Raw genomic sequence first — 22871 nt, 5'->3', positions numbered from 1 at the left:
TTATCACCGTCGTGGGCATGAAGAGCAGGGAGGAATAATTGCAATTCATGTGCTGTGTAAACAAAGTGGAGAAAAGCGGGCAAAGGCAAGAAAGTGTGGAGAAAAAGTGAAGTTAAACATTTTCAGATAACCAGTCCGTGTCACAACTATTAAAAAGGGTGCATTCCCAAGGGTAGTAACCATTTAAATCATATGGTTAACTGGTGGTTGTCAGTGCGTGTTACCGCTCGTTTAATACATGGTTAATATTAAGGATAAGAATATGCCAGCTGTCATTGAAAAAGCATTGGACTACATTGGCGGTATGAATACATCCGCATCAACGCCACATTCTATGGATGAGAGTACAGCTAAGGGGATATTTAAGTATCTGAAAGAGGTGGGGATACCGGTTAGTGAAGCTGATGTTACGGCAAGAGCTAGTCAGGAGGGATGGAACACTGAGTTCACGAAAAAAGTGGCAGGGTGGGCTGCTAAAATTGAGTCTGGCGACCGTGTTCTTATTAAAAATCCTGAATACTTTTCTTCATATATGCAAGAGCAACTCGGGGCGCTAGTACAAGCCGAACATTCACCAACTGAGTAGGTTTTCTGAACGCATTCGTTGCTTTTGTTCGTGAACTTGCCTTTCACCAGGCGTATTACAAACATTAAAAAAGGCGCTTCCCCATGCCGAGTAGCGCCTTTTTAAACAACAAGTTAACTGATTAATATCAGTTCATGCCGTATTTTTTCAATTTTTTACGCAGCGTACCACGGTTGATGCCCATCATCAGGGCAGCGCGGGTTTGGTTGCCACGGGTGTATTGCATCACCATGTCCAACAATGGCTGCTCTACTTCAGCCAATACCAGCTCATACAGATCGTTAACATCTTGACCATTCAGTTGAGCAAAATAGTTCTTCAGTGCTTGTTTCACGGAGTCACGAAGAGGTTTTTGGGTAACCTGATCCTGTGAGTTAACGGTAGAAACGGTTAGTACGTCAGAATTTACGCGTTGTTCGAACATAGTTCTGTCAGCTCTTTATTTCTAATTACGCAAGATTTTCGAAGTATGCCTCCAACGCCTCAAGCTGTTCGCTTGCATCCTCAATGGCGTTGAATGTGCGCCGAAACTGGTCATTTGGAGCGTGTTCCTGTAAGTACCAGGAGACGTGTTTGCGAGCAATTCGGTATCCCTTAGCATGACCATAAAAGTCATGAAGTTCACCAATATGCCCACAAAGTAAGCGCTTCACCTCTGCCAGAGGCAGTGGAGGAAGCAACTCTCCAGTGTCCAGATAATACTGGATTTCCCGAAAGATCCAGGGTCTTCCCTGAGCCGCACGTCCTATCATAAGAGCATCAGCCCCTGTGTAGTCGAGCACAGCTCTGGCTTTAAGCGGGTCAGTAATGTCACCATTCGCGATTACCGGAATGGAAACTTTCTGCTTAACTGCCCGAATGCTGTCGTATTCAGCATCTCCCTGAAATAAACAGGCGCGTGTGCGTCCATGAATTGTCAGAGCCTGAATGCCACAGTCTTCAGCCAGTTGGGCAATCTCTTCACAGTTACGGTGCGCCGTATCCCAGCCAGTGCGAATTTTCAACGTTACAGGTACGTCAACTGCGTTAATTACCGTCGTCAGGATAGACTTCACCAGACTTGGGTATTGCAGCAGCGCAGAACCTGCGAGTTTACGATTCACTTTCTTAGCAGGGCATCCCATATTGATATCAATAATCTGGGCGCCATTAGCCACGTTAATGCGTGCGGCCTCTGCCATCTCATCAGGATCACTACCGGCAATTTGCACGGTGCGAATACCTGGTTCATTCACGTGCACCATCCGTAAACGTGATTTATCACTCGCCCAAACTTCAGGGTTGGAGGACATCATCTCGGAAACAGTCAGTCCGGCTCCCATCTCGTAACACAGTGTCCTGAATGGTCTGTCAGTGATGCCAGCCATAGGTGCTGCTATCAGTCGATTTCTGAGCTGGTGTTGTCCAATGCGCATGAGTTAAGAAATGACCATACTTGCCTGCAAGGCGGCGTATATTACGCATTTTTAGCCTGAGATGAAAGGCCAAACTTTGAACAATCAGCTGTCGTAGATCAATGAATCCTTATCCCGTACAGTGGAAAAAATAAATTAATTATATTTTTCAGTTGTTTATGTTTAGCTGGTTGATTTGTGTGCTTTTATATTTTCGCCACATTCAGGGGTAATTCATTATTTTTTACGTATAAGACACGAGATAAAGTGCTGCTTAAATCACCAAACTTAGTGTTTTTCTGCGATCGGCATCTCATTTTGGTGCGAGTTATCACTGGGATGAATTGTTGTAAACGGAGTGTTGCTCGGAGAGTCTGGAGGTCAGTAACGTGGCTTGATACCACGTTACTGAGGGGAGGGGATTTAGCGTTTGATACCGGTAATTCGGCACCACTCTTCTTTTTCTGCAACTGGATCGAGCGTGAATTTATCCTGATAGGCTTCGCAAACACCTTCGGCCTGGCTTGCCAGAACGCCAGAAAGGCCCAGGAAACCGCCCTGAACAGGCAGCACGCTGATTAACGGAGCTAACTCACGTAAAGGGCCTGCCAGGATGTTAGCAACCACTACATCGGCGCTCATGACTTCTGGTTGGTCTTTTGGCAGATACAGTTCCAGGCGATCAGAAACACCATTGCGCTCTGCGTTATCACGGCTGGCCTGAATCGCCTGAGGGTCGATATCAATACCAATTGCTTTCACTGCACCCAATTTCAATGCGGCAATGGCGAGAATGCCGGAGCCGCAGCCGAAATCGATAACGGTTTTGCCCGCCAGATCTAAACCATCCAGCCACTCCAGACACAAAGAGGTCGTTGGGTGAGTGCCGGTACCAAACGCAAGACCTGGGTCCAGCATCACGTTTACCGCGCTAGCGTCTGGCACATCGCGCCAGCTTGGGCAAATCCACAGGCGTTGACCAAAGCGCATCGGGTGGAAGTTATCCATCCACTCACGCTCCCAGTCTTTGTCTTCAAGCTGTTCAATTTTATGTGGGAAACCGATGCTCAGTAGTGGGCAGTTCTCAAGAATTGCGACCACTTCTTCCATGTCAGTTTCTGCATCGTACAGGCCAATGACATCGGTATCGCCCCATAAACGGGTTTCGCCAGGCAATGGCTCGAATACCGGTGTGTCATGGGTATCCTGAAAGGTGACGGAAACCGCACCGCTTTCGATCAGCGCATCGCCGAGCTCTTCAGCATTTGAACCTGAGGTATTAATTTTCAGTTGAATCCATGGCATAGCGAAACTCTTTATTTATCAGTAGTTGAAACGAGTGCCGGAACAGGTAGAGACTGACCAAAACGGTTGCCTACCAAAAACGCCAGCAAACTTAATAACAAGGATGGCACAATTGGGTGGAAGCCCAGGAACTGGATTTTGAAGCTCGCCAGCACTGCATACAACCCGCCACCGACAATCATTGCGCTCAGCGCACCCGTGGCATTGGCGCGTTCCCAATACAGGCCCAACACCAGCGGCCACAGGAACACAGCTTCTAACCCACCAAACGCCAGCAAATTCAGCCAGATGATCATTTCAGGCGGACGCCATGCTGCAAGTAGCAGTAACGCACCTAAAATCAGAGTGATCACCGATGACATTCTTTTCAGACGCCTTTCGTTAGTGATCTGATCCGGTCTCATATTCAGATAAAGATCTTTGACGATCGTAGCTGACGATTGAAGCAGTTGGGCATTAATCGTCGACATGATTGCCGCCATTGGTGCCGCGAGGAAGATCCCCGCCGCGAACGGAGGTAGAACGGTGACCATTAGCGTTGGAATAACCAAATCAGGCACTTTTAAGTCCGGTATTACCGCCCGGCCTAACGCCCCTGCCAAATGCATACCAAACATCAAAATCGCCACCACAATCGTGCCGAGGATAATTCCACGGTGCACGGCTTTGCTGTCTTTATAAGAGATGCAGCGCACCGCCGTATGAGGCAAACCAATCACGCCGAAACAGACCAGCACCCAGAACGAGGTCATGAATGTTGGAGAAAGAATGTCATCGGCTCCCTGCGGTGAAACGAGTTTAGGATCAATATGCTGTAGCGTATCGACCGCATTGTGTAAGCCACCCGCAGCGTGAACGATGCCCACCAACAGCAGTATCGTTCCAACCAGCATCACCATTCCCTGCATAGCATCGTTGAGAACGCTGGCACGGAAGCCACCGAATGCAGTGTAAAGTGCGATGCTGATACCAAAAATAAGCAAGCCAGTTTCGTAAGGAATACCCGCCGCGGTTTCCAGCAAGCGTGCCCCGCCAATGAACTGCACAGTCATGGCACCGATAAATGCCACCAACAGGCTAATACTTGCCAGCCACACCAGCAGGCGGCTTTGGTAGCGCGCAAACAGCATGTCGTTCAGGGTAACAGCGTTATAGCGACGCGCCAGAATGGCAAACTTTTTACCCAGAATCCCCAGTGATAACCACACCGCAGGAAGTTGGATCATTGCCAGTAAAACCCAGCCCAGCCCATATTTATAAGCAGCACCAGGCCCACCAATAAATGAACTGGCGCTGATATAGGTCGCGGTGAGCGTCATCGCTAATACGAAGCCACCCATCGAACGACTGCCGAGGAAATATTCATTGAGGAAATTACCCGTAGTGCGGCGTTTCATGGCGTACATAGAAATGCCAAAAACTACCAGTAAATACGCCACTAACGGCAAAATGACTTCAAGCTGCATGATCATCCTCCAGTGGGATATCGCGGAAGATGAACTTAACCATGGCCCAGCACAGCAAAATGAACAGCAAAGGTACCAGCAGGCATGCCATTTCAAACCAGTGTGGGAGACCTGTTGGGCCGATATCGTTACCTGGTAAGTAAGCAGCCACTAACCATGCTGCGAGGTAGAGAAGGGTTAGCCAAAGCGCCCAGCGGGCTTCTTTATGGGCCTGAACAAAACGCGCGTCCATTATTGTCCCTTGAGTTGGCGGAAAGCGGCGATTGTAACGCATAGCGACAAATTGAGGATCAAAAAAGAAAAAGGCCGGAAATCCGGCCTTTTAACGATGTCACTACATGAGAAAACTTAGTCCTGAAGACCCAGTTTTTTCTCCAGATAGTGGATGTTAGTCCCACCGTGCTGGAAGTTTTCATCGTTCATGATGCGAGTCTGCAAATCAACGTTGGTTTTGATGCCATCGATGATCAGCTCAGCCAGGGCGTTCTTCATACGCGCAATCGCCACTTCACGGGTTTCACCGTAGCAGATAAGTTTTGCGATCATTGAATCGTAGTATGGAGGAACAGTGTAGCCGGAATAGATATGTGATTCCCAACGTACACCAAAACCACCCGGCACATGGCAGCGAGTAATTTTGCCTGGGCTTGGCAGGAAGGTATTCGGGTCTTCGGCGTTAATACGGCATTCAACCGCATGGCCACGAACCTGAACATCTTCTTGCTTGATAGACAGTGGCTGTCCCGCAGCAATACGAAGCTGTTCTTTAATCAGATCAACACCGGTGATCATTTCTGTTACCGGGTGTTCAACCTGAATACGGGTGTTCATCTCGATAAAGTAGAACTCACCGTTTTCGAACAGGAACTCGAATGTACCTGCACCGCGATAGTTGATATCGATACACGCTTTAGAACAGCGCTCACCGATGAATTTACGCAGCTCAGGCGTGATGCCTGGTGCTGGCGCTTCTTCCACAACTTTCTGGTGACGACGCTGCATAGAGCAGTCACGTTCAGCCAGATAGATAGCTTTACCTTGGCCATCAGCAAGAACTTGAATCTCGATGTGGCGTGGGTTTTCCAGGTACTTCTCCATGTAGACCATATCGTTGTTGAAAGCAGCTTTTGCTTCCGCACGGGTCATATTAATGGATTGTTCCAGGTCAGCATCGTTACGTACGACACGCATACCACGACCGCCGCCACCGCCGGACGCTTTGATAATTACCGGGTACCCGATGCGTTTAGCATGGGCACGGTTTTTATCCATATCGCCGTCAAGAGGGCCGTCAGAACCAGGTACGCAAGGTACGCCAGCTTTCTTCATTGCGTTGATTGCAGAAACTTTATCGCCCATCAGACGAATAGTTTCAGCTCGCGGGCCAATGAAGATAAAGCCTGAACGCTCAACCTGCTCAGCAAAGTTGGCATTTTCAGACAGGAAGCCATAACCCGGGTGAATCGCAACGGCACCAGTAATTTCTGCCGCAGAGATGATTGCCGGGATATTCAGATAGCTTTTTACAGACGGAGCAGGACCGATACAAACAGTCTCATCCGCCAGCAATACGTGTTTTAAATCGCGATCGGCAGTTGAGTGCACAGCGACAGTCTTGATGCCCAGCTCTTTACAGGCACGAAGAATACGCAATGCAATCTCACCACGGTTAGCGATGACAATTTTATCCAGCATGTTCGCCTCGTTACTCGATGACGACCAGCGGCTCGTCAAATTCAACCGGTTGACCATTTTCAACCAGGATGGCTTTCACCACACCGGCTTTGTCAGCTTCGATCTGGTTCATCATTTTCATTGCTTCAACGATACACAGAGTGTCGCCAACGTTAACCTTCTGGCCAACTTCAACAAATGATTTAGCATCCGGGCTTGGGGTGCGGTAGAAAGTACCTACCATTGGGGAACGCACGATGTGACCACTGATTTCAGCAGCCGCCGGTGCTTCTGCCGGAGCGGCAGGTGCAACAACGTTAGACAGGCCAGCCTGCGGCTGTGGCTGGTACATTGGCGCAGCATAAGCCTGTTGCATCATCGGGTAACCGGTGTTTGCCGGTGCACGACTGATACGTACAGATTCTTCGCCCTCAGAAATTTCCAGTTCAGAAATGCCTGATTCTTCAACCAGCTCGATCAGTTTTTTAATCTTACGAATATCCATGAGTGGGTTCCGTACTCTTGTTTAGATGGATTTTGACAAGCGTTTTACCGCCGTCTGTAGTGCATATGAATAGCCGTCAGCGCCTAATCCGCAGATGACACCAACCGCTTTATCAGAAAGATATGAATGATGGCGGAACGGTTCGCGCGCATGCACATTGCTCAGATGGATCTCGATAAACGGAATATCCACCGCTAACAAGGCATCACGCAGCGCAACGCTCGTATGCGTAAACGCGGCCGGATTAATCAGAATAAAATCGACAGTGTCTTTAGCCTGATGAATTCGGTCGATCAACTCATATTCAGCATTAGATTGCAGGTGACTGAACGAGACATTTAGCGTTTTTGCTTCTTCTTCGAGCGAGTTAACAATTTGCGCCAAAGTTAGCGTGCCGTACTTCTCAGGCTCGCGTGTTCCCAGCATGTTAAGATTCGGACCGTTCAAAAGCAAAATGTGAAAATTAGCCGACATCGTGCTGCCATCTCCTGCAATTTGTAGGTATTTTACAAAATATACCTAAGTTGCTCGGTTGTCACCTTCAGAGCCAGAAAATGGCCTGTCAGAAAAACCAAAGTCGCACATTATAACGATTTCGTAGCATTTGGCAGCTAAATACTGGTCTTATCAGGGAAGATGATCAACTCATATCCTTTTTAGGGGCACGGTTGATCACTTTTTTGCGCAGAAGAACACAATTCTTCCGTTAACGCAGCCACATCCGGAATTTCTTATAGCGCAAGGCCAAAAGGATGAATGCGCCCAGAGCATACAGTAACGGTTGCGGGGAAATAACCTTTACTGACCATAAATAATGTATGGGGGCGAGGATTGCGACCAGATAGACGAAGTTATGCAGCTTTTGCCAGCGTGACCCCAATTTTCGTTGTAAAGATTGGGTCGATGTTGCCGCTAATGATAGCAGCACCAGCCAGCTGATTATTCCTAAAGTCAAATAGGGGCGCGTCACCAACTCCTGGCCAAGCAGTGCCAGATTGCTGATTCCCAGTTCCAGCATAGCGTAGCTGGTTAAATGAAGAGTGGCCCAGGCAAAACACCACAATCCCAGCAGACGACGGGTACGAATCAGCAATGGCTGTTTACCGTATCTCGCTAAAGGTGTGATCAGGAGAGTTGAAAGAAGTAACTTGAGCGCCATCCTGCCGGTAAAATGTTGGATATCCTTTGCCGGGTCAGCGCTCAAAAAACCTTGGTTTGCGGCATAAAACAGCCAGACAAAGGGTAAGAATGCCGCGAGGTGCAGCACCACTTTAAGCCACGTGATTTGCTTCGCAGTTAATCTCACTTTAGAAATTCTCCTTCAGATTTAAACCGCGGTATAGCGAAGCAACCTGATCGGCATAACCATTAAACAGCAATGTAGGCTGGCGTTTCACATCCAGCACGCCACCTGAACCGATGAATCGCTCACTCGCCTGCGACCAGCGTGGGTGATCAACATTTGGGTTTACGTTGGCATAAAATCCATATTCATTTGGGGCTGCCATATTCCAGGTGGTGGGTGGCAGTTCGCTAACCAGCTTGATACTGACGATCGATTTAATCCCTTTAAATCCATATTTCCATGGCACGGTGAGTCGTATCGGAGCGCCGTTTTGTGGCGGTAGCGCTTTGCCATAAACACCCACAGTCAGCAAAGTAAGCGGATGCATCGCTTCATCAAGTCGCAGTCCTTCAACATAGGGATACTTCAAACCGCCGCCAATAAATCGATCTTTCTGTCCAGGCATTTGTTCCGGGTCGTAGATTGTTTCAAAGGCGACATATTTCGCATTGCTGGTGGGTTCAACTAAAGCCAGCAACTTGCTGAGCGGGAAGCCAATCCACGGCACAACCATTGACCAGGCTTCAACACACCGCATGCGATAAATCCGCTCTTCAAGCGGGAATTTTTTATAGAGATCGTCGTAATCCAGTGTCAGCGGTTTTGCTACTTCACCACTAATAGTGAGTTTCCACGGATCGGTTCTCAGACTCCCGGCGTTTGCCGCAGGGTCGGCTTTATCCAGACCAAACTCGTAGAAGTTATTGTAGCCAGTAACTTTATCTTCCGGTGTCATGGCGAGCTTAGCCTGCCATTGTTCGGGTTTGCTAAATTGCAAAGGCTTTCCTGAAGGCGCTGGTGGCCGGTCATTACCTTTAAACCAGGAAAGAATATCTGCATGCGCAGTCTGAGGAAGCGTGAGGGCAGCTGCACTGATACCTAGTGCCTTCAGTACCTGGCGGCGTTTCATCATAAATACGGATTCAGCTGTGACATCAGCTTCGGTGAAGCGGGCGATCTTCTTCATCTTATACTCCAGCGTGGCTTTATTCCCTAAGCATGACGGAGAACGCTAAACCCTGCGAATTTGTCACAAAAAATTGAAACTTAAACACACTGCTATTTTTGTTGAATATTTGTTAATGAATGGAGGGTTGTCAGCGGCTATACTTGAGTTTCAGTGTGCAAAACACTCGCTTTGCAACAAAGGGTGAGAATATGTTCACTGTGTTTGCCAGGGCACCTCTTTTACTATGTAATGCCGCATCAGGTCAGGCTTGGTATATCTTCACCACACGGAGTTAACACAAGGATGCGATTAACGACGAAACTTTCTGCTTTTATGACATTGCTAACGGGGCTCGCTATTTTTGTGACGCTCGTTGGTTGTTCATTAAGCTTCTTTAATGCGATGCATTATAAAGTGCATCAGCGTGTGGTATCTGTTGCCGCCATCATTGATAACGATTTAGTTTCGAGCTCACCAGAAGCTCTGATAAAGCGCCTCAATGAAGTGATGGTTCCGATTGATATCACCGAGGTCGATTTCAAGCTTGGCGATAACACCGTTTATCAACATCAATTGACCCAAACCTATCACTTGCTGGGAAACAGCTACAGTCTGCGCACCGTGACTGTTGAATTAATGAAACATCCCGGCATGTTTCTCAGTCTGACCTATCGCGATCCGATAGCGAATTACTACAACTCTCTTTTCGCGACAGTACCTCTTTCTATCACGATTGGATTCATGCTTATCGTGCTGTTCTTTGCTATCCGCTGGATGAAAAAACAGCTCGCAGGGCAAGAATTACTGGAAAGCCGTGCGCGACGAATTCTGAATGGCGAAAGAGGTGTTGAAGTGCGTGGCTCAGTGTTGGAATGGCCACCACAGGCCAGTAGTGCGCTTGATGTATTGCTTTCAGATCTGCAAAACGCCAGCGAACAACGTAGCAGAATGGATACGCTAATTCGTGCTTTCGCTGCGCAAGATGCGAAAACGGGTCTGAATAATCGCCTGTTCTTTGATAACCAACTGGCAACTTTACTCGATGAGCAGGAGAAAGTTGGCGCGCATGGTGTGGTGATGATTATCCGTTTACCGGATTTTGAAACGCTACACGAAACGTGGGGACGCAACGCGGTAGAAGAGTATCTATTTACGATTATTAATATGTTGTCGACTTTTGTGATGCGCTATCCGGGGGCTTTACTGGCACGCTATTTCCGTAGTGATTTTGCCGTTTTGTTGCCGCACCGCACATTGAAAGAAGCCGATAGCATTGCTAATCAATTACTGAAAGCCGTCGATTCGCTGCCTCCAACGCGGATGTTGGATCGTAATGACATGATGCATATCGGTATTTGTGCATGGCGGAGCGGGCAAAGCAAAGAGCAAGTTATGGAAAATGCAGAGGTGGCGACGCGTAATGCTTCCCTGCAAGGAACCAACGGCTGGTCGGTTTATGACGATAGTTTGCCGGAAAAAGGGCGTGGTAACGTTAAATGGCGTACGCTCATTGAGCAGGTGTTGCAACGCGGCGGTCCACGCTTCTACCAAAAGCCGTCCGTGAAGCGCGACGGCTTCGTGCATCATCGGGAAATTATGTGTCGGATTTTCGATGGTGAACAAGAAGTATTGGCGGCAGAGTATTTGCCGATGGTTAAGCAGTTTGGTTTATCGGAGCAATATGACCGACAAATCATCGCTCGGCTATTGCCACTAGCAGGATTCTGGCCTGAAGAAACGCTAGCCGTTCAAGTGTCGGTTGAATCATTGATTCGGGCACCTTTCCAGCGTTGGTTGCGTGATGCATTAATGCAATCTGAAAAATCACTTCGACGACGTATTCTTTTTGAACTTGCAGAGGCAGATGTTTGTCAACACATCAGCCGTTTGCAACCTGTGATTCGTTTGATCAAAGCATTGGGCGTACGTATTGCAGTTTCCCAGGCGGGTTTGACCGTTGTGAGTGCGTCTTATATTAAAGAATTGGATGTGGAATTGATAAAACTGCATCCAGGGCTTGTGCGTAACATTGAGAAACGAACCGAAAATCAGCTGTTTGTACAGAGTCTGGTTGAGGCTTGTAACGGGACTCAGACACGAGTTTTTGCGGTCGGTGTAAGAACGCGAAGTGAATGGCAGACACTGGTAGAGAAAGGCGTGGCGGGTGCTCAGGGGGATTTTTTTGCGGCCTCTGAACCGCTCGATAGCAACGTGAAAAAATATTCGCAAAGATACTCGGTTTAACCTGCCGTTTATAAATATTTCACGTAGAATAACGCGCGCTGCATCTCAAGGGGGCGGATACGCCTGCTGACCAGATTGTTAAAGCACGAATGAACCCAGTTTGCTTCCTTACACTGTTCGTTTAACCTACAGCGTTTGTTTAATTCCTCTGCTGTTCGAGGATAAACGTGCCGAAAGTGTAACGGTCGTAGTAAACTGCACAATTTTTCACCATTGCAGAACATTTATGCGCCTTGTCGCTGCAATGAGTGGTTGGTAAAGTAAGCGGATTTTGTTTCCGCCCCAGCTTTCAGGATTATCCCTTAGTATGTTGAAAAAATTTCGTGGCATGTTTTCCAATGACCTGTCCATTGACCTGGGTACCGCGAATACCCTGATTTATGTAAAAGGACAAGGCATCGTACTGAATGAGCCGTCTGTCGTGGCCATTCGCCAGGATCGTGCCGGTTCACCTAAAAGTGTTGCGGCCGTAGGCCATGACGCTAAACAGATGCTGGGTCGTACCCCTGGCAATATCGCGGCTATCCGTCCGATGAAAGATGGCGTTATTGCCGATTTCTTCGTGACCGAAAAAATGCTGCAACACTTCATCAAACAAGTGCATAGCAACAGCTTTATGCGCCCGAGCCCACGTGTTCTGGTGTGTGTGCCAGTCGGCGCAACTCAGGTTGAACGCCGCGCTATCCGTGAATCTGCGCAAGGTGCCGGCGCTCGTGAAGTGTTCCTGATTGAAGAGCCAATGGCTGCCGCTATCGGTGCTGGCCTGCCAGTTTCTGAAGCAACCGGTTCTATGGTTGTGGATATCGGTGGTGGTACTACTGAAGTTGCCGTTATCTCTCTGAACGGTGTGGTTTACTCCTCTTCCGTCCGTATTGGTGGTGACCGCTTTGATGAAGCCATCATTAATTATGTGCGCCGTAACTACGGTTCACTGATTGGTGAAGCAACCGCTGAACGTATCAAACACGAAATCGGTTCTGCTTACCCAGGCGATGAAGTGCGTGAAATTGAAGTTCGTGGTCGTAACCTGGCTGAAGGTGTTCCACGCGGCTTTACTCTGAATTCCAATGAAATCCTCGAAGCCTTGCAAGAGCCTTTGACCGGCATCGTGAGCGCAGTAATGGTTGCGCTGGAACAGTGCCCACCAGAATTGGCTTCCGATATTTCTGAGCGCGGTATGGTTCTGACAGGTGGTGGCGCATTGCTGCGTAACCTCGACCGTCTGCTGATGGAAGAAACTGGCATTCCGGTAGTAGTTGCAGAAGATCCATTGACTTGCGTAGCCCGTGGCGGTGGCAAGGCACTGGAAATGATCGACATGCACGGCGGCGACTTGTTCAGCGAAGAGTAATCAGCCACACGTAAAAGGCAGTGACTATCACTGCCTTTTCCTTGCTGGCCCTGGAATACGCATAGCCTATGAAGCCAATTTTTAGCCGTGGCCCTTCGTTGCAGTTTCGCCTAATTCTGGCGGTGCTGGTGGCGATTGGTGTCATTATTGCCGATAGCCGTCTGGGTACGTTTAGTCAGATCCGAACGTATATGGATACTGCCGTCAGCCCTTTCTATTTTGTCTCAAATGGTCCCCGTGAATTGCTCGACAGCGTCTCGCAAACACTGGCATCACGCGATCAACTAGAGCTCGAAAATCGTGCACTGCGTCAGGAACTGATCCTGAAAAACAGCGAATTACTGATGATGGGTCAATATCGTCAGGAAAACGCACGTCTGCGCGAATTGCTTGGCTCACCGTTGCGTCAGGACGAGCAAAAAATGGTGACTCAGGTTATCTCTACCGTTAACGATCCTTACAGTGACCAGGTTGTCATTGATAAAGGGAGCGTGAATGGGGTCTATGAAGGTCAGCCAGTCATCAGTGATAAAGGTGTCGTAGGTCAGGTCATTGCGGTGGCTAAACTCACCAGCCGTGTTTTGCTGATCTGTGATGCGACCCATGCGCTACCGATTCAGGTGCTGCGCAATGACATTCGTGTTATTGCGGCGGGCAACGGCTGTACTGACGATCTGCAACTAGAACATTTACCGGCAAATACCGATATTCGCGTAGGCGATGTATTGGTGACGTCTGGACTGGGTGGTCGCTTCCCTGAAGGTTATCCGGTGGGTGTCGTTTCCTCTGTGAAACTTGATACTCAACGTGCGTACACCGTTATTCAGGCTCGCCCAACCGCTGGCTTACAACGTCTGCGTTATTTGTTGCTGTTGTGGGGGGCGGATCGCGAAGGCAAAACTCCTATGCCACCGGAAGAGGTTCATCGCGTAGCGAATGAGCGTTTGATGCAAATGATGCCGCAGGTATTGCCTCCAGCTGATTCTGTTGGTCCACCAGCCCCAGCTCCGATTCCACCTCCGGCAACGGGAATGGCTCAGGCTCCAGCAGGGAGCTCTGCTTCTCCTGCATCTGCTACCCAGGGAGGGCAGTAGTGGGGAGTTACCGTAGTCAGGGTCGTTGGGTAATCTGGCTCTCTTTCCTTGTCGCCTTGCTGTTACAAGTAATGCCCTGGCCTGACGATTTGAAAATCTATCGTCCGGACTGGGTTTTACTTATTCTGCTGTACTGGATTCTGGCGTTACCCCACCGCGTAAATGTTGGCACAGGTTTTGTGGTGGGTGCCATACTGGATCTGATCAGTGGTTCCACTCTGGGTGTGCGAGCGTTATCTCTGAGTATCGTTGCTTACCTGGTGGCGTTGAAGTACCAGCTATTCCGCAATCTCGCGCTTTGGCAACAGGCTTTAGTGGTTATGCTGTTGTCATTGATGACAGATGTCATTGTGTTCTGGTCTGAATTTCTAGTCATCAACGTATCTTTCCGTCCGGAAATTTTCTGGAGTAGTGTGGTTAACGGCGTGCTGTGGCCATGGATATTTTTGCTGATGCGTAAAATTCGCCAACAATTTGCTGTGCAATAGGATTGAACATGACATCTTTGTATCTGGCATCGGGTTCTCCACGTCGTCAGGAACTTCTGACTCAGTTGGGTGTGTCATTTGAGCGCATCATTACCGATGTAGAGGAACAGCGTCTGAGCGGTGAAAGTGCGCAACAATATGTTGTGCGCCTGGCGCGAGATAAAGCTCGAGCAGGTGTTGCATTAGCTCAACATGACTTACCGGTTTTAGGTGCAGATACTATTGTTATCTACAATGGCAACGTGTTGGAAAAACCTAAAGATGAACAACATGCCGCCGAAATGCTGCGCATGTTGTCCGGGAATCAGCATCAAGTGATGACGGCAGTTGCGTTAGCCGATCGCGAATCGTTACTGGATTGCCTGGTGACGACTGAAGTGACATTTCGTGCATTATCAGAACAGGATATCGCCGGTTATGTGGCCTGCGGTGAACCCATGGATAAAGCAGGTGCATACGGTATTCAAGGGCTTGGTGGTTGTTTTGTCAGGAAGATTAATGGCAGCTACCATGCTGTAGTCGGCTTACCGCTAGTTGAAACCTATGAATTGCTGAGTAATTTTCACGCTTTGCGTGATGGACGAGGAAAACATGACGGCTGAATTATTAGTCAACGTGACCCCATCGGAAACTCGGGTGGCTTACATTGATGGTGGAATACTGCAAGAGATCCATATTGAACGCGAAGCACGTCGCGGGATCGTAGGGAATATCTACAAAGGTCGTGTAAGCCGGGTACTTCCGGGAATGCAGGCGGCATTTGTAGATATTGGCCTTGATAAGGCAGCGTTTCTTCACGCTTCTGACATCATGCCACATACCGAATGTGTGGCTGGTGAAGAGCGAAAAAACTTCACAGTACGTGATATCTCCGAACTGGTGCGCCAGGGGCAAGACCTCATGGTTCAAGTGGTGAAAGATCCGCTGGGTACTAAAGGTGCGCGCCTGACTACGGATATCACACTGCCGTCCCGTTACCTGGTCTTTATGCCAGGAGCATCACATGTTGGTGTTTCGCAACGCATTGAAAGTGAAGCTGAACGTGAACGCCTTAAACGTGTGGTTAACGCATATTGCGACGAGCAAGGCGGATTCATCATCCGTACTGCGGCAGAAGGTGTATGTGAAGACGATTTATCTGCAGATGCCGCTTACCTGAAGCGCGTCTGGACAAAAGTCAGCGAACGCAAAAAGCGTAACAAAACTCGTTGCCAGCTTTATGGTGAACTCGCGTTAGCACAACGTGTACTGCGTGATTTTGCTGATGAGGCACTCGACCGAATTCGTGTCGACTCACGCCTGACATTCGACATGCTGCTGGAGTTCACCGCAGAATACATGCCGGAAATACACAACAAGATCGAACACTACAGCGGTCGCCAGCCAATTTTTGACCTTTTTGATGTTGAAAATGAAATTCAGCGGGCGCTGGAACGAAAAGTTGAATTGAAGTCGGGTGGCTATTTGGTCATCGATCAGACTGAAGCCATGACTACCGTGGACATCAACACGGGGGCATTTGTCGGTCATCGCAATCTCGACGATACTATTTTCAATACTAATATTGAAGCGACGCAGGCGATTGCCCGCCAGTTACGTTTGCGTAATCTGGGCGGCATTATCATTATCGATTTCATTGATATGAGTAATGAAGATCATCGCCGTCGTGTGTTGCATTCTCTTGAGCAAGCGTTAAGCAAAGACCGGGTAAAAACCAGTATCAATGGTTTCTCGCAGCTTGGCCTGGTTGAAATGACACGTAAACGCACGCGCGAAAGCGTTGAACATGTGCTGTGTAACGATTGTCCAACTTGCCACGGACGCGGTACGGTGAAAACCGTTGAAACAGTCTGTTATGAAATCATGCGTGAAATTGTCCGCGTGCATCATGCTTATGATTCCGACCGTTTCCTGGTTTATGCATCACCTGCTGTGGGCGAAGCGCTAAAAAGTGAAGAGTCCCATTCACTGGCCGAAGTTGAAATTTTCGTCGGCAAGCAAGTCAAAGTACAGATCGAGCCGCTCTATAATCAGGAGCAGTTTGACGTCGTTATGATGTAGCTCTCTGTGCGGTTGGCGCAGGTTCGAGTTCCGCTCCGGCGGCTAACAAGGAGATATACGTGAGGCGACTGCCCGGCATTCTGCTACTCACTGGCGCAACGCTTATCGTTATCGTCGCACTACTGGTGAGTGGTTTGCGGCTGGTTTTGCCGCATCTCGATGCCTGGCGCCCGGCTTTGTTAGATAAAATTGAAGCGATGACTGGCACGCCTGTCGATGCCAGCCAGATAAAGGCAAGTTGGGAAAACTTTGGCCCAACTCTGGATGTGCGTGATGTTAAAGCCGGTCTGAAAGACGGCGGTGAGTTGAGCGTTAAGCGCGTGACGCTGGCGCTCGACCTTTGGCAAAGTATTTTGCATGCGCGTTGGCAATTCCGCGACCTCACTTTTTACCAGCTACAGATGCGCACCAATACTCCACTGAGCCAGAATCAGGGGGACGGTAAGTTTGAGCCGGGTAAAATCAGCGATCTCTTTTTACGCCAGTTCGATCACTTTGATTTGCGCGACAGCTCCCTTAGTTTCCTGACTCTATCTGGCCAACGTGCCGAACTCACGATCCCACAACTTACCTGGCTTAACACCAAAAACCGTCACCGTGCTGAAGGGCTGGTCAGTCTGTCGAGCTTTACCGGGCAACACGGTCTGGCAAAAGTGCGGATGGATTTACGGGACGAAAATGGCTTGCTCAATATCGGCAAAGTCTGGCTACAGGCTGACAACGTTGACGTAAAACCGTGGCTTGGCCGCTGGATGAAGGACAATGTTAATTTACAGACTGCCAAATTCACCCTCGAAGCATGGATGGATATCAAAGAGGGCGATATTGCTGGTGGCAATATCTGGCTGAAGCAAGGTGGTGCAAGCTGGGCGGGGAAAAGCTCCGCACACCAGTTATCCGTTGATAATTTAATGGCCCATGTTGATCGTTCACAAGCAGGTTGGAATCTTGGTATTCCCTCAACGAATATCACTCTTGATGGCAAAACCTGGCCAAAAGGTTCGCTATCTTTAGCGTGGATTGCTCCGCAGGATGTGGGCGGGAAAGAGAATACGCGCGGTGACGAATTGCGCGTCCGCGCCACAAACATGGAGCTGGAAAGCTTCACTGGTTTACTGCCAATAGCCGCGAAAATTTCCCCTGATTTAGGCGATATTTGGACCTCCTTGCAACCTCGAGGGCACATTGATGTGCTTGCACTGGATATCCCGCTCCAGCAAACGGAAAGCACCCGCATGCAAGGGCGCTGGAAAGATGTGAGTTGGAACCAATGGAAAATGCTTCCCGGTGTTGAACACTTCGCAGGTTCAATTACCGGTAGCCTTGCCCACGGGCAGCTTAATGCACAGGTCCTAGATGCTAAAATGCCTTATGAAGGTGTCTTCCGCGCACCGCTGGAGATTGAACATGGCGCCGCAACGCTTGAATGGCGGAAAAATGCTTCTGGTTTCCAGCTTGATGGCAAAAATCTTGATGTAAAAGCTCGATCGGTATGGGCTGCAGGCGATTTCCGTTATTACCAGCCTGAGGGGGGTGACCCATGGTTAGGTATTTTAGCCGGAATCAGTACCAACAACGGTGCGGATGCCTGGCGCTATTTCCCTGAAAACCTGATGGGCAAAGAGCTGGTTGATTACCTCAGTGGCGCTATTCAGGGTGGTGAAGCCGAAAACGCGACGTTGGTCTATGGCGGCAACCCCCATCTTTTCCCTTATCTGCATAACGAAGGGCAATTTGAGGTCTACGTTCCGCTACGCAATGCAAAATTTGCTTTCCAGCCTGACTGGCCGGCATTAGAGAATCTGAATATCACGCTTGATTTTATCAATGACGGTTTATGGATGAAGTCTGATGAGGTGAAACTCGGGGGAGTTACTGGGCGCAACCTCACGGCGATTATCCCGGATTACTCGAAAGAAAAACTGTTGATTGATTCTGATATCAGCGGCCCTGGAAGTGCAGTTGGCCCGTATTTCAAAGAAACACCTCTAAAAGATTCACTGTCTGCTGCTCTCGATGAACTCCAGATTGGTGGGGATGTGAATGCTCGCTTACATCTGGATATCCCATTTAATGGCGATATGACCACCGCTTCAGGTGACGTCCAACTTCACAACAATACGCTGCTGATAAAACCGCTCTCCAGCACGCTGAGCAACCTGACGGGTAAATTCAGCTTTGTGAACGGCGATTTGAAAAGCGAACCGTTAAAAGCCACCTGGTTTAACCAGGCAGTAGGTATTGATTTTAATACTAAAACTGGTGAGAAAGATTACAAGATTGGCGTCAATTTGCTGGGCGACTGGCAGCCAACAAAAATGGGTGTTTTGCCTGAGCCGGTTAATAAAGAGTTGAGCGGAAATGTCCCGTGGAAAGGGGATGTGGCGATTACGCTTCCTTACCATGGAGAGGCGAATTATCAGGTCAATGTGGATGCAGATCTGAAAAATGTGAGTAGTCACTTACCTGCGCCAGTTAATAAATCAGCGGGTCAGGCATTGCCATTGAAAGTTGCAGTGAAAGGCGACCTGAATAGCTTTAATTTGACGGGTAATGCGGGGCCGACAAATCACTTCTCCAGCCGCTGGCTACTGAATAAGAAACTGACACTGGATCGGGCTATTTGGGCAGCGAACAGCCACACCATTCCACCGTTACCTGACAATCCAGGTGTTGAGCTTGATCTCCCTGCGATGGACGGTGCGCAATGGTTAGCGCTGTTTAGCCAGGGGGCGGCAGAAAGTGTCGGTAACTCTGCATCATTCCCATCGGATGTTACGTTACGTACGCCTTCGCTGACTTTCGCTGGGCAGCAGTGGAATAACCTGAGTCTGGTTTCCCACGCGATACCTGGCGGTACGCGTGTTGAAGCACAGGGGCGTGAAGTGAATGGCTCGTTGACGATGCAAGATAATGCACCGTGGCGCGCAGCAATCAAATACCTCTATTTCAACCCTAATTGGGGCAACAGCACAGCCAAAACGACCAGCAGTTCTCCACTGGGAGACAATACTTCAATTGATTTCCGCAACTGGCCTGATCTGCAACTGCGTTGCGCCGAATGTTGGTTGTGGGGGCAAAAATATGGCCGCATTGAAGGTGATCTCGCTGTTAAAGGGAACACGCTGGAATTAGAAAATGGTTTAGTCGATTCGGGATTTGCAAGGCTAACCGGCAGTGGTCAATGGGTTAACAGTCCAGCAGAAGAGCGCACCTCCATAAAAGGTAAACTTCATGGCGGTAAGCTTGATGCTGCAACCAATTTCTTTGGCGTTAAAACGCCAATTCAGGGTTCATCATTTGATGCGGATTATGATCTGCATTGGCGTGATAAACCCTGGCAGCCTGACTTTGCTTCACTAAACGGAATCCTTCATATCAAATTGGGTAAAGGCCAGATTGCCGATTTGGGCACAGGTCACGCCGGGCAATTGCTGCGGTTGGTGAGCGTCGATGCGTTAATGCGTAAGTTGCGTTTCGATTTCAGCGATACCTTCGGTGATGGTTTCTATTTTGATTCCATCCGCAGTACGGCCTGGATCAAAGATGGCGTGTTGCATACTGACGATACGTTAGTTGATGGTCTGGAAGCTGATATCGGCATGAAAGGCTCCGTTGATCTGGTTCGGCGCCGACTTGATCTTGAAGCCGTTGTCGCACCTGAAATCTCTGCGACCGTTGGCGTGGCGACCGCTTTTGTGGTTAACCCGATAATAGGTGCCGCAGTGTTTGCCGCTAGTAAAGTGTTAGGGCCTTTGTGGAGTAAAATCTCCGTGTTGCGCTACCACATCACTGGTTCGGTCGACCAACCGCAAATTAATGAAGTGCTCCGTCAGCCAAGAGTTAACGACGCTAAGTGATTTGACGCGGACGGCTAATTGCCGCAAGCTCAATAGATATCTCCAATCGATAGACAAATAAGAGTAGCGAAACGATGAGTCTGAACCTGGTAAGTGAGCAGTTGCTGTCTGCGAATGGCTTAACCCATCAAGATCTTTTTTCCATTTTGGGACAATTGTCCGAGCGCCGACTCGACTATGGCGATCTCTATTTCCAGTCCAGTTATCACGAATCCTGGGTGCTGGAAGACCGCATCATTAAAGATGGCTCTTATAACATCGATCAAGGTGTTGGCGTGCGTGCGGTCAGCGGTGAGAAAACCGGTTTTGCTTATGCCGACCAGGTCAGCTTGCTGGCACTAGAGCAAAGTGCTCATGCGGCCCGAAGCATCGTGCAAGATAAAGGAAATGGCCGCGTACAGACATTAGGCGCTGTGCAGCATAGTGCGCTTTATACCAGCGCAGATCCGCTGCAAAGTATGACGCGCGAAGAAAAACTCGACATCCTGAAACGTGTAGATAGCGTAGCCCGTGCGGCAGACGCTCGCGTTCAGGAAGTCACAGCCAGCCTGACTGGTGTTTACGAATTGATTCTTGTGGCAGCAACCGACGGTACACTGGCAGCTGATGTTCGCCCATTAGTGCGCCTGTCTGTTAGCGTGCAGGTTGAAGATAACGGTAAACGTGAGCGTGGCTCCAGCGGTGGTGGCGGTCGTTTCGGTTATGACTATTTCCTCGAAAACGTTGATGGCGAAGTTCGTGCCGACGCGTGGGCGAAAGAAGCTGTGCGCATGGCATTGGTTACCCTTTCTGCCGTAGCAGCACCTGCCGGTATGTTCCCGGTAGTGCTTGGCGCAGGTTGGCCGGGCGTGCTGTTGCATGAAGCTGTTGGTCACGGTCTGGAAGGCGATTTCAACCGTCGTGGAACTTCCGTATTCAGTGGTCAGATGGGCCAATTAGTCGCTTCTGAGCTGTGCACCGTTGTTGATGACGGCACCATGGCAAACCGCCGTGGCTCCATTGCTATTGATGATGAAGGTGTTCCGGGTCAGTACAACGTATTGATTGAAAACGGTGTACTGAAAGGCTACATGCAGGACAAGCTGAATGCCCGCTTGATGGGTGTTGCGCCAACCGGTAATGGTCGCCGCGAATCTTATGCGCACCTGCCAATGCCACGTATGACCAACACTTATATGCTCGCCGGTAAGTCTACTCCGCAAGAGATCATCGAATCCGTTGAGTACGGTATCTATGCTCCGAACTTTGGCGGCGGCCAGGTGGATATCACTTCCGGTAAGTTTGTGTTCTCGACTTCAGAAGCCTATCTCATCGAAAACGGTAAAGTGACGACGCCGGTAAAAGGCGCAACGCTGATTGGTTCCGGTATCGAAACTATGCAGCAGATTTCTATGGTGGGTAACGACCTTGCGCTCGATAACGGCGTCGGCGTTTGTGGTAAAGAAGGGCAGAGTCTGCCAGTCGGTGTTGGCCAGCCAACGCTTAAAGTCGACAACTTAACGGTTGGTGGCACAGCGTAAAACTTCTCTTTCCAAAGTAAAAAAACAGCCGGGTTAATCCCGGCTGCTTTTTATCCCGCGAACACCTTGATAAAGGTGCGAAACCTTCACGAAATACTCAGTCAGGTAGTTAATACACACCTGTACTTTTAACGGCAATTTATCTTTTTCGGTATATAGGGCATACACCGGGCGTGGATCCGACTGATAGCCCGGCAACAAGATCTCAAGCGTCCCGTCATTGATCTCATCGATCACCCACATCAGCGGCACATAAGCGATCCCAGCCCCTAATTTTAGCCAACGACTCAGCGTCATAGGATCATTGGTGACAAACCGCCCTTGCGGCAGCATACGGATTGTCAGCCCTTCTGGTGCGATCAACTCGAATTCATTATGGGGGCGAATGCTGTATTCCAACCAGGAATGGCTTGTCAGATCGGCTGGTTTTTCAGGTGTGCCATTTTGCTGAAGGTAACTTTTGGCGGCGCAAATCACCATCGGCATTGAGCCGAGTTTGGTCGAGAACAAGCTTGAATCTTGCAATGCACCCACACGAATAACTACGTCCAGGCCATCAGCAATCAGATCTGGTGCAGGAATACCCGTGACAAGATTTACCGTCAATTCCGGGTACTCTTTGAGCATATCGGCGGTCATGGACGCGAGTACATTTTGTGCCATAGTTGAAGAACTGCCAATGCGCAGCGTGCCAATCGGCGTGTTGTTAAATGCATAAAGTTGTTCATGCACTGCCTGCGCTTCATGCAGCATTTTACGACAGCCGAGGTAGTAGATTTTACCGGCTTCAGTAAGCCCAATACTGCGCGTGCTGCGGTTTAACAGCTTGACCTGTAGCTCATCTTCTAATTTGGAAACGGTTTGGCTAATTGACGATACGCTCATTTCCAACTGCCTGGCCGCGGCGGTAAAAGAGCCAAGTTCGACAACTTTGGCAAATACCGACATGCGTTTAAGTCTTTCCATTGTTCACTCTGAGTTAAAAGTGATTTAGATCACAGATTATAGATAACGGGCTAACTATTGCGG

The 22871-nt window shown here is 49.1% G+C and carries 20 protein-coding genes; 9 read left to right on the top strand and 11 right to left on the bottom strand.

Going from position 1 to position 22871, the window contains the following annotated elements:
- Positions 1-238 precede the first annotated feature (238 nt).
- Positions 239-586 carry a DUF1889 family protein gene (locus IX31_RS15805; protein ID WP_072009463.1) on the top strand — a complete coding sequence of 116 codons (348 nt, stop codon included), beginning with the start codon at positions 239-241 and terminating at the stop codon, positions 584-586.
- A gap of 127 nt (positions 587-713) precedes the next feature.
- On the opposite strand, the gene fis is transcribed toward IX31_RS15805, so the two are convergent.
- The 10 genes from fis to msrP all read right to left on the bottom strand — a co-directional run bounded on the left by fis (position 714) and on the right by msrP (position 9242).
- Positions 714-1010 carry a DNA-binding transcriptional regulator Fis gene (gene fis / locus IX31_RS15800; protein ID WP_000462905.1) on the bottom strand — a complete coding sequence of 99 codons (297 nt, stop codon included), beginning with the start codon at positions 1008-1010 and terminating at the stop codon, positions 714-716.
- A gap of 25 nt (positions 1011-1035) precedes the next feature.
- Complete coding sequence (gene dusB / locus IX31_RS15795) at positions 1036-2001, bottom strand: tRNA dihydrouridine synthase DusB (protein WP_034459869.1); 966 nt, start codon at positions 1999-2001, stop codon at positions 1036-1038.
- A 402-nt stretch (positions 2002-2403) separates the two neighbouring features.
- Entirely contained in the window at positions 2404-3285 is an 882-nt protein-coding gene (prmA, locus tag IX31_RS15790) for a 50S ribosomal protein L11 methyltransferase (protein WP_034459867.1), read from the bottom strand.
- An 11-nt stretch (positions 3286-3296) separates the two neighbouring features.
- A complete protein-coding gene (gene panF, locus IX31_RS15785; protein WP_034459865.1) occupies positions 3297-4751 on the bottom strand; it encodes a sodium/pantothenate symporter in 1455 nt (484 codons plus the stop codon).
- On the bottom strand, positions 4741-4983 hold the full coding sequence (locus IX31_RS15780) for a YhdT family protein (protein WP_034459862.1): 243 nt from the start codon (positions 4981-4983) through the stop codon (positions 4741-4743). Before IX31_RS15780 ends, panF begins: the two co-directional genes overlap by 11 nt.
- Positions 4984-5099: 116 nt before the next feature.
- Positions 5100-6446, bottom strand: coding sequence for an acetyl-CoA carboxylase biotin carboxylase subunit (gene accC, locus IX31_RS15775; protein WP_034459860.1), 1347 nt, complete (start codon positions 6444-6446; stop codon positions 5100-5102).
- A gap of 10 nt (positions 6447-6456) precedes the next feature.
- Entirely contained in the window at positions 6457-6930 is a 474-nt protein-coding gene (gene accB / locus IX31_RS15770) for an acetyl-CoA carboxylase biotin carboxyl carrier protein (RefSeq protein ID WP_034459857.1), read from the bottom strand.
- 21 nt (positions 6931-6951) lie between these two features.
- Positions 6952-7404 (bottom strand): type II 3-dehydroquinate dehydratase, encoded by a 453-nt coding sequence (gene aroQ / locus IX31_RS15765; RefSeq protein ID WP_034459855.1) that lies wholly within the window; start codon positions 7402-7404, stop codon positions 6952-6954.
- Between the two features lie 232 nt (positions 7405-7636).
- Positions 7637-8236, bottom strand: coding sequence for a protein-methionine-sulfoxide reductase heme-binding subunit MsrQ (gene msrQ / locus IX31_RS15760; protein ID WP_034459853.1), 600 nt, complete (start codon positions 8234-8236; stop codon positions 7637-7639).
- Position 8237: 1 nt separating this feature from the next.
- Positions 8238-9242: a protein-methionine-sulfoxide reductase catalytic subunit MsrP gene (gene msrP, locus IX31_RS15755; RefSeq protein ID WP_034459850.1), complete on the bottom strand. Its 1005-nt coding sequence runs from the start codon at positions 9240-9242 to the stop codon at positions 8238-8240.
- A gap of 285 nt (positions 9243-9527) precedes the next feature.
- Here msrP and csrD point away from each other — a divergent pair, with 285 nt between their 5' ends.
- The 8 genes from csrD to tldD all read left to right on the top strand — a co-directional run bounded on the left by csrD (position 9528) and on the right by tldD (position 21842).
- Positions 9528-11468 (top strand): RNase E specificity factor CsrD, encoded by a 1941-nt coding sequence (gene csrD / locus IX31_RS15750; RefSeq protein WP_034459846.1) that lies wholly within the window; start codon positions 9528-9530, stop codon positions 11466-11468.
- Positions 11469-11775: 307 nt separating this feature from the next.
- Positions 11776-12819, top strand: a complete 1044-nt coding sequence (mreB, locus tag IX31_RS15745; RefSeq protein ID WP_000913396.1) for a rod shape-determining protein MreB — start codon at positions 11776-11778, stop codon at positions 12817-12819.
- A gap of 68 nt (positions 12820-12887) precedes the next feature.
- Positions 12888-13913 (top strand): rod shape-determining protein MreC, encoded by a 1026-nt coding sequence (mreC, locus tag IX31_RS15740; protein ID WP_034459840.1) that lies wholly within the window; start codon positions 12888-12890, stop codon positions 13911-13913.
- On the top strand, positions 13913-14401 hold the full coding sequence (mreD, locus tag IX31_RS15735) for a rod shape-determining protein MreD (RefSeq protein WP_034459838.1): 489 nt from the start codon (positions 13913-13915) through the stop codon (positions 14399-14401). The genes mreC and mreD overlap by 1 nt, the downstream gene beginning before the upstream one ends.
- A gap of 8 nt (positions 14402-14409) precedes the next feature.
- Positions 14410-15003: a Maf family protein gene (locus IX31_RS15730; protein ID WP_034459836.1), complete on the top strand. Its 594-nt coding sequence runs from the start codon at positions 14410-14412 to the stop codon at positions 15001-15003.
- Positions 14993-16462, top strand: a complete 1470-nt coding sequence (rng, locus tag IX31_RS15725; RefSeq protein WP_034459834.1) for a ribonuclease G — start codon at positions 14993-14995, stop codon at positions 16460-16462. Before IX31_RS15730 ends, rng begins: the two co-directional genes overlap by 11 nt.
- Before the next feature lie 59 nt (positions 16463-16521).
- Positions 16522-20322, top strand: coding sequence for an AsmA2 domain-containing protein YhdP (yhdP, locus tag IX31_RS15720; protein ID WP_034459832.1), 3801 nt, complete (start codon positions 16522-16524; stop codon positions 20320-20322).
- A gap of 74 nt (positions 20323-20396) precedes the next feature.
- A complete protein-coding gene (gene tldD / locus IX31_RS15715) occupies positions 20397-21842 on the top strand; it encodes a metalloprotease TldD (protein ID WP_034459830.1) in 1446 nt (481 codons plus the stop codon).
- Between the two features lie 33 nt (positions 21843-21875).
- Here tldD and aaeR read toward each other — a convergent pair whose 3' ends face one another.
- Entirely contained in the window at positions 21876-22808 is a 933-nt protein-coding gene (gene aaeR, locus IX31_RS15710) for an HTH-type transcriptional activator AaeR (protein ID WP_034459827.1), read from the bottom strand.
- Positions 22809-22871: the final 63 nt, after the last annotated feature.

Origin of the sequence: Buttiauxella noackiae (assembly GCF_000737905.1) — a bacterium.
Classification (GTDB): domain Bacteria; phylum Pseudomonadota; class Gammaproteobacteria; order Enterobacterales; family Enterobacteriaceae; genus Buttiauxella; species Buttiauxella noackiae.
Note: the sequence above shows the minus strand (reverse complement) of the source record. Positions and strands in the feature narration are given on the sequence as shown.

Excerpts from the sequence above, each read along its gene's own strand:
- accB (WP_034459857.1), bottom strand. The coding sequence starts at position 6,930 with ATGGATATTCGTAAGATTAAAAAACTGATCGAGCTGGTTGAAGAATCA.
- csrD (WP_034459846.1), top strand. The coding sequence starts at position 9,528 with ATGCGATTAACGACGAAACTTTCTGCTTTTATGACATTGCTAACGGGG.
- IX31_RS15730 (WP_034459836.1), top strand. The coding sequence starts at position 14,410 with ATGACATCTTTGTATCTGGCATCGGGTTCTCCACGTCGTCAGGAACTT.
- IX31_RS15780 (WP_034459862.1), bottom strand. The coding sequence starts at position 4,983 with ATGGACGCGCGTTTTGTTCAGGCCCATAAAGAAGCCCGCTGGGCGCTT.
- aroQ (WP_034459855.1), bottom strand. The coding sequence starts at position 7,404 with ATGTCGGCTAATTTTCACATTTTGCTTTTGAACGGTCCGAATCTTAAC.
- mreB (WP_000913396.1), top strand. The coding sequence starts at position 11,776 with ATGTTGAAAAAATTTCGTGGCATGTTTTCCAATGACCTGTCCATTGAC.
- dusB (WP_034459869.1), bottom strand. The coding sequence starts at position 2,001 with ATGCGCATTGGACAACACCAGCTCAGAAATCGACTGATAGCAGCACCT.
- IX31_RS15805 (WP_072009463.1), top strand. The coding sequence starts at position 239 with ATGGTTAATATTAAGGATAAGAATATGCCAGCTGTCATTGAAAAAGCA.
- fis (WP_000462905.1), bottom strand. The coding sequence starts at position 1,010 with ATGTTCGAACAACGCGTAAATTCTGACGTACTAACCGTTTCTACCGTT.
- mreC (WP_034459840.1), top strand. The coding sequence starts at position 12,888 with ATGAAGCCAATTTTTAGCCGTGGCCCTTCGTTGCAGTTTCGCCTAATT.
- accC (WP_034459860.1), bottom strand. The coding sequence starts at position 6,446 with ATGCTGGATAAAATTGTCATCGCTAACCGTGGTGAGATTGCATTGCGT.
- aaeR (WP_034459827.1), bottom strand. The coding sequence starts at position 22,808 with ATGGAAAGACTTAAACGCATGTCGGTATTTGCCAAAGTTGTCGAACTT.
- panF (WP_034459865.1), bottom strand. The coding sequence starts at position 4,751 with ATGCAGCTTGAAGTCATTTTGCCGTTAGTGGCGTATTTACTGGTAGTT.
- msrP (WP_034459850.1), bottom strand. The coding sequence starts at position 9,242 with ATGAAGAAGATCGCCCGCTTCACCGAAGCTGATGTCACAGCTGAATCC.
- tldD (WP_034459830.1), top strand. The coding sequence starts at position 20,397 with ATGAGTCTGAACCTGGTAAGTGAGCAGTTGCTGTCTGCGAATGGCTTA.
- prmA (WP_034459867.1), bottom strand. The coding sequence starts at position 3,285 with ATGCCATGGATTCAACTGAAAATTAATACCTCAGGTTCAAATGCTGAA.
- rng (WP_034459834.1), top strand. The coding sequence starts at position 14,993 with ATGACGGCTGAATTATTAGTCAACGTGACCCCATCGGAAACTCGGGTG.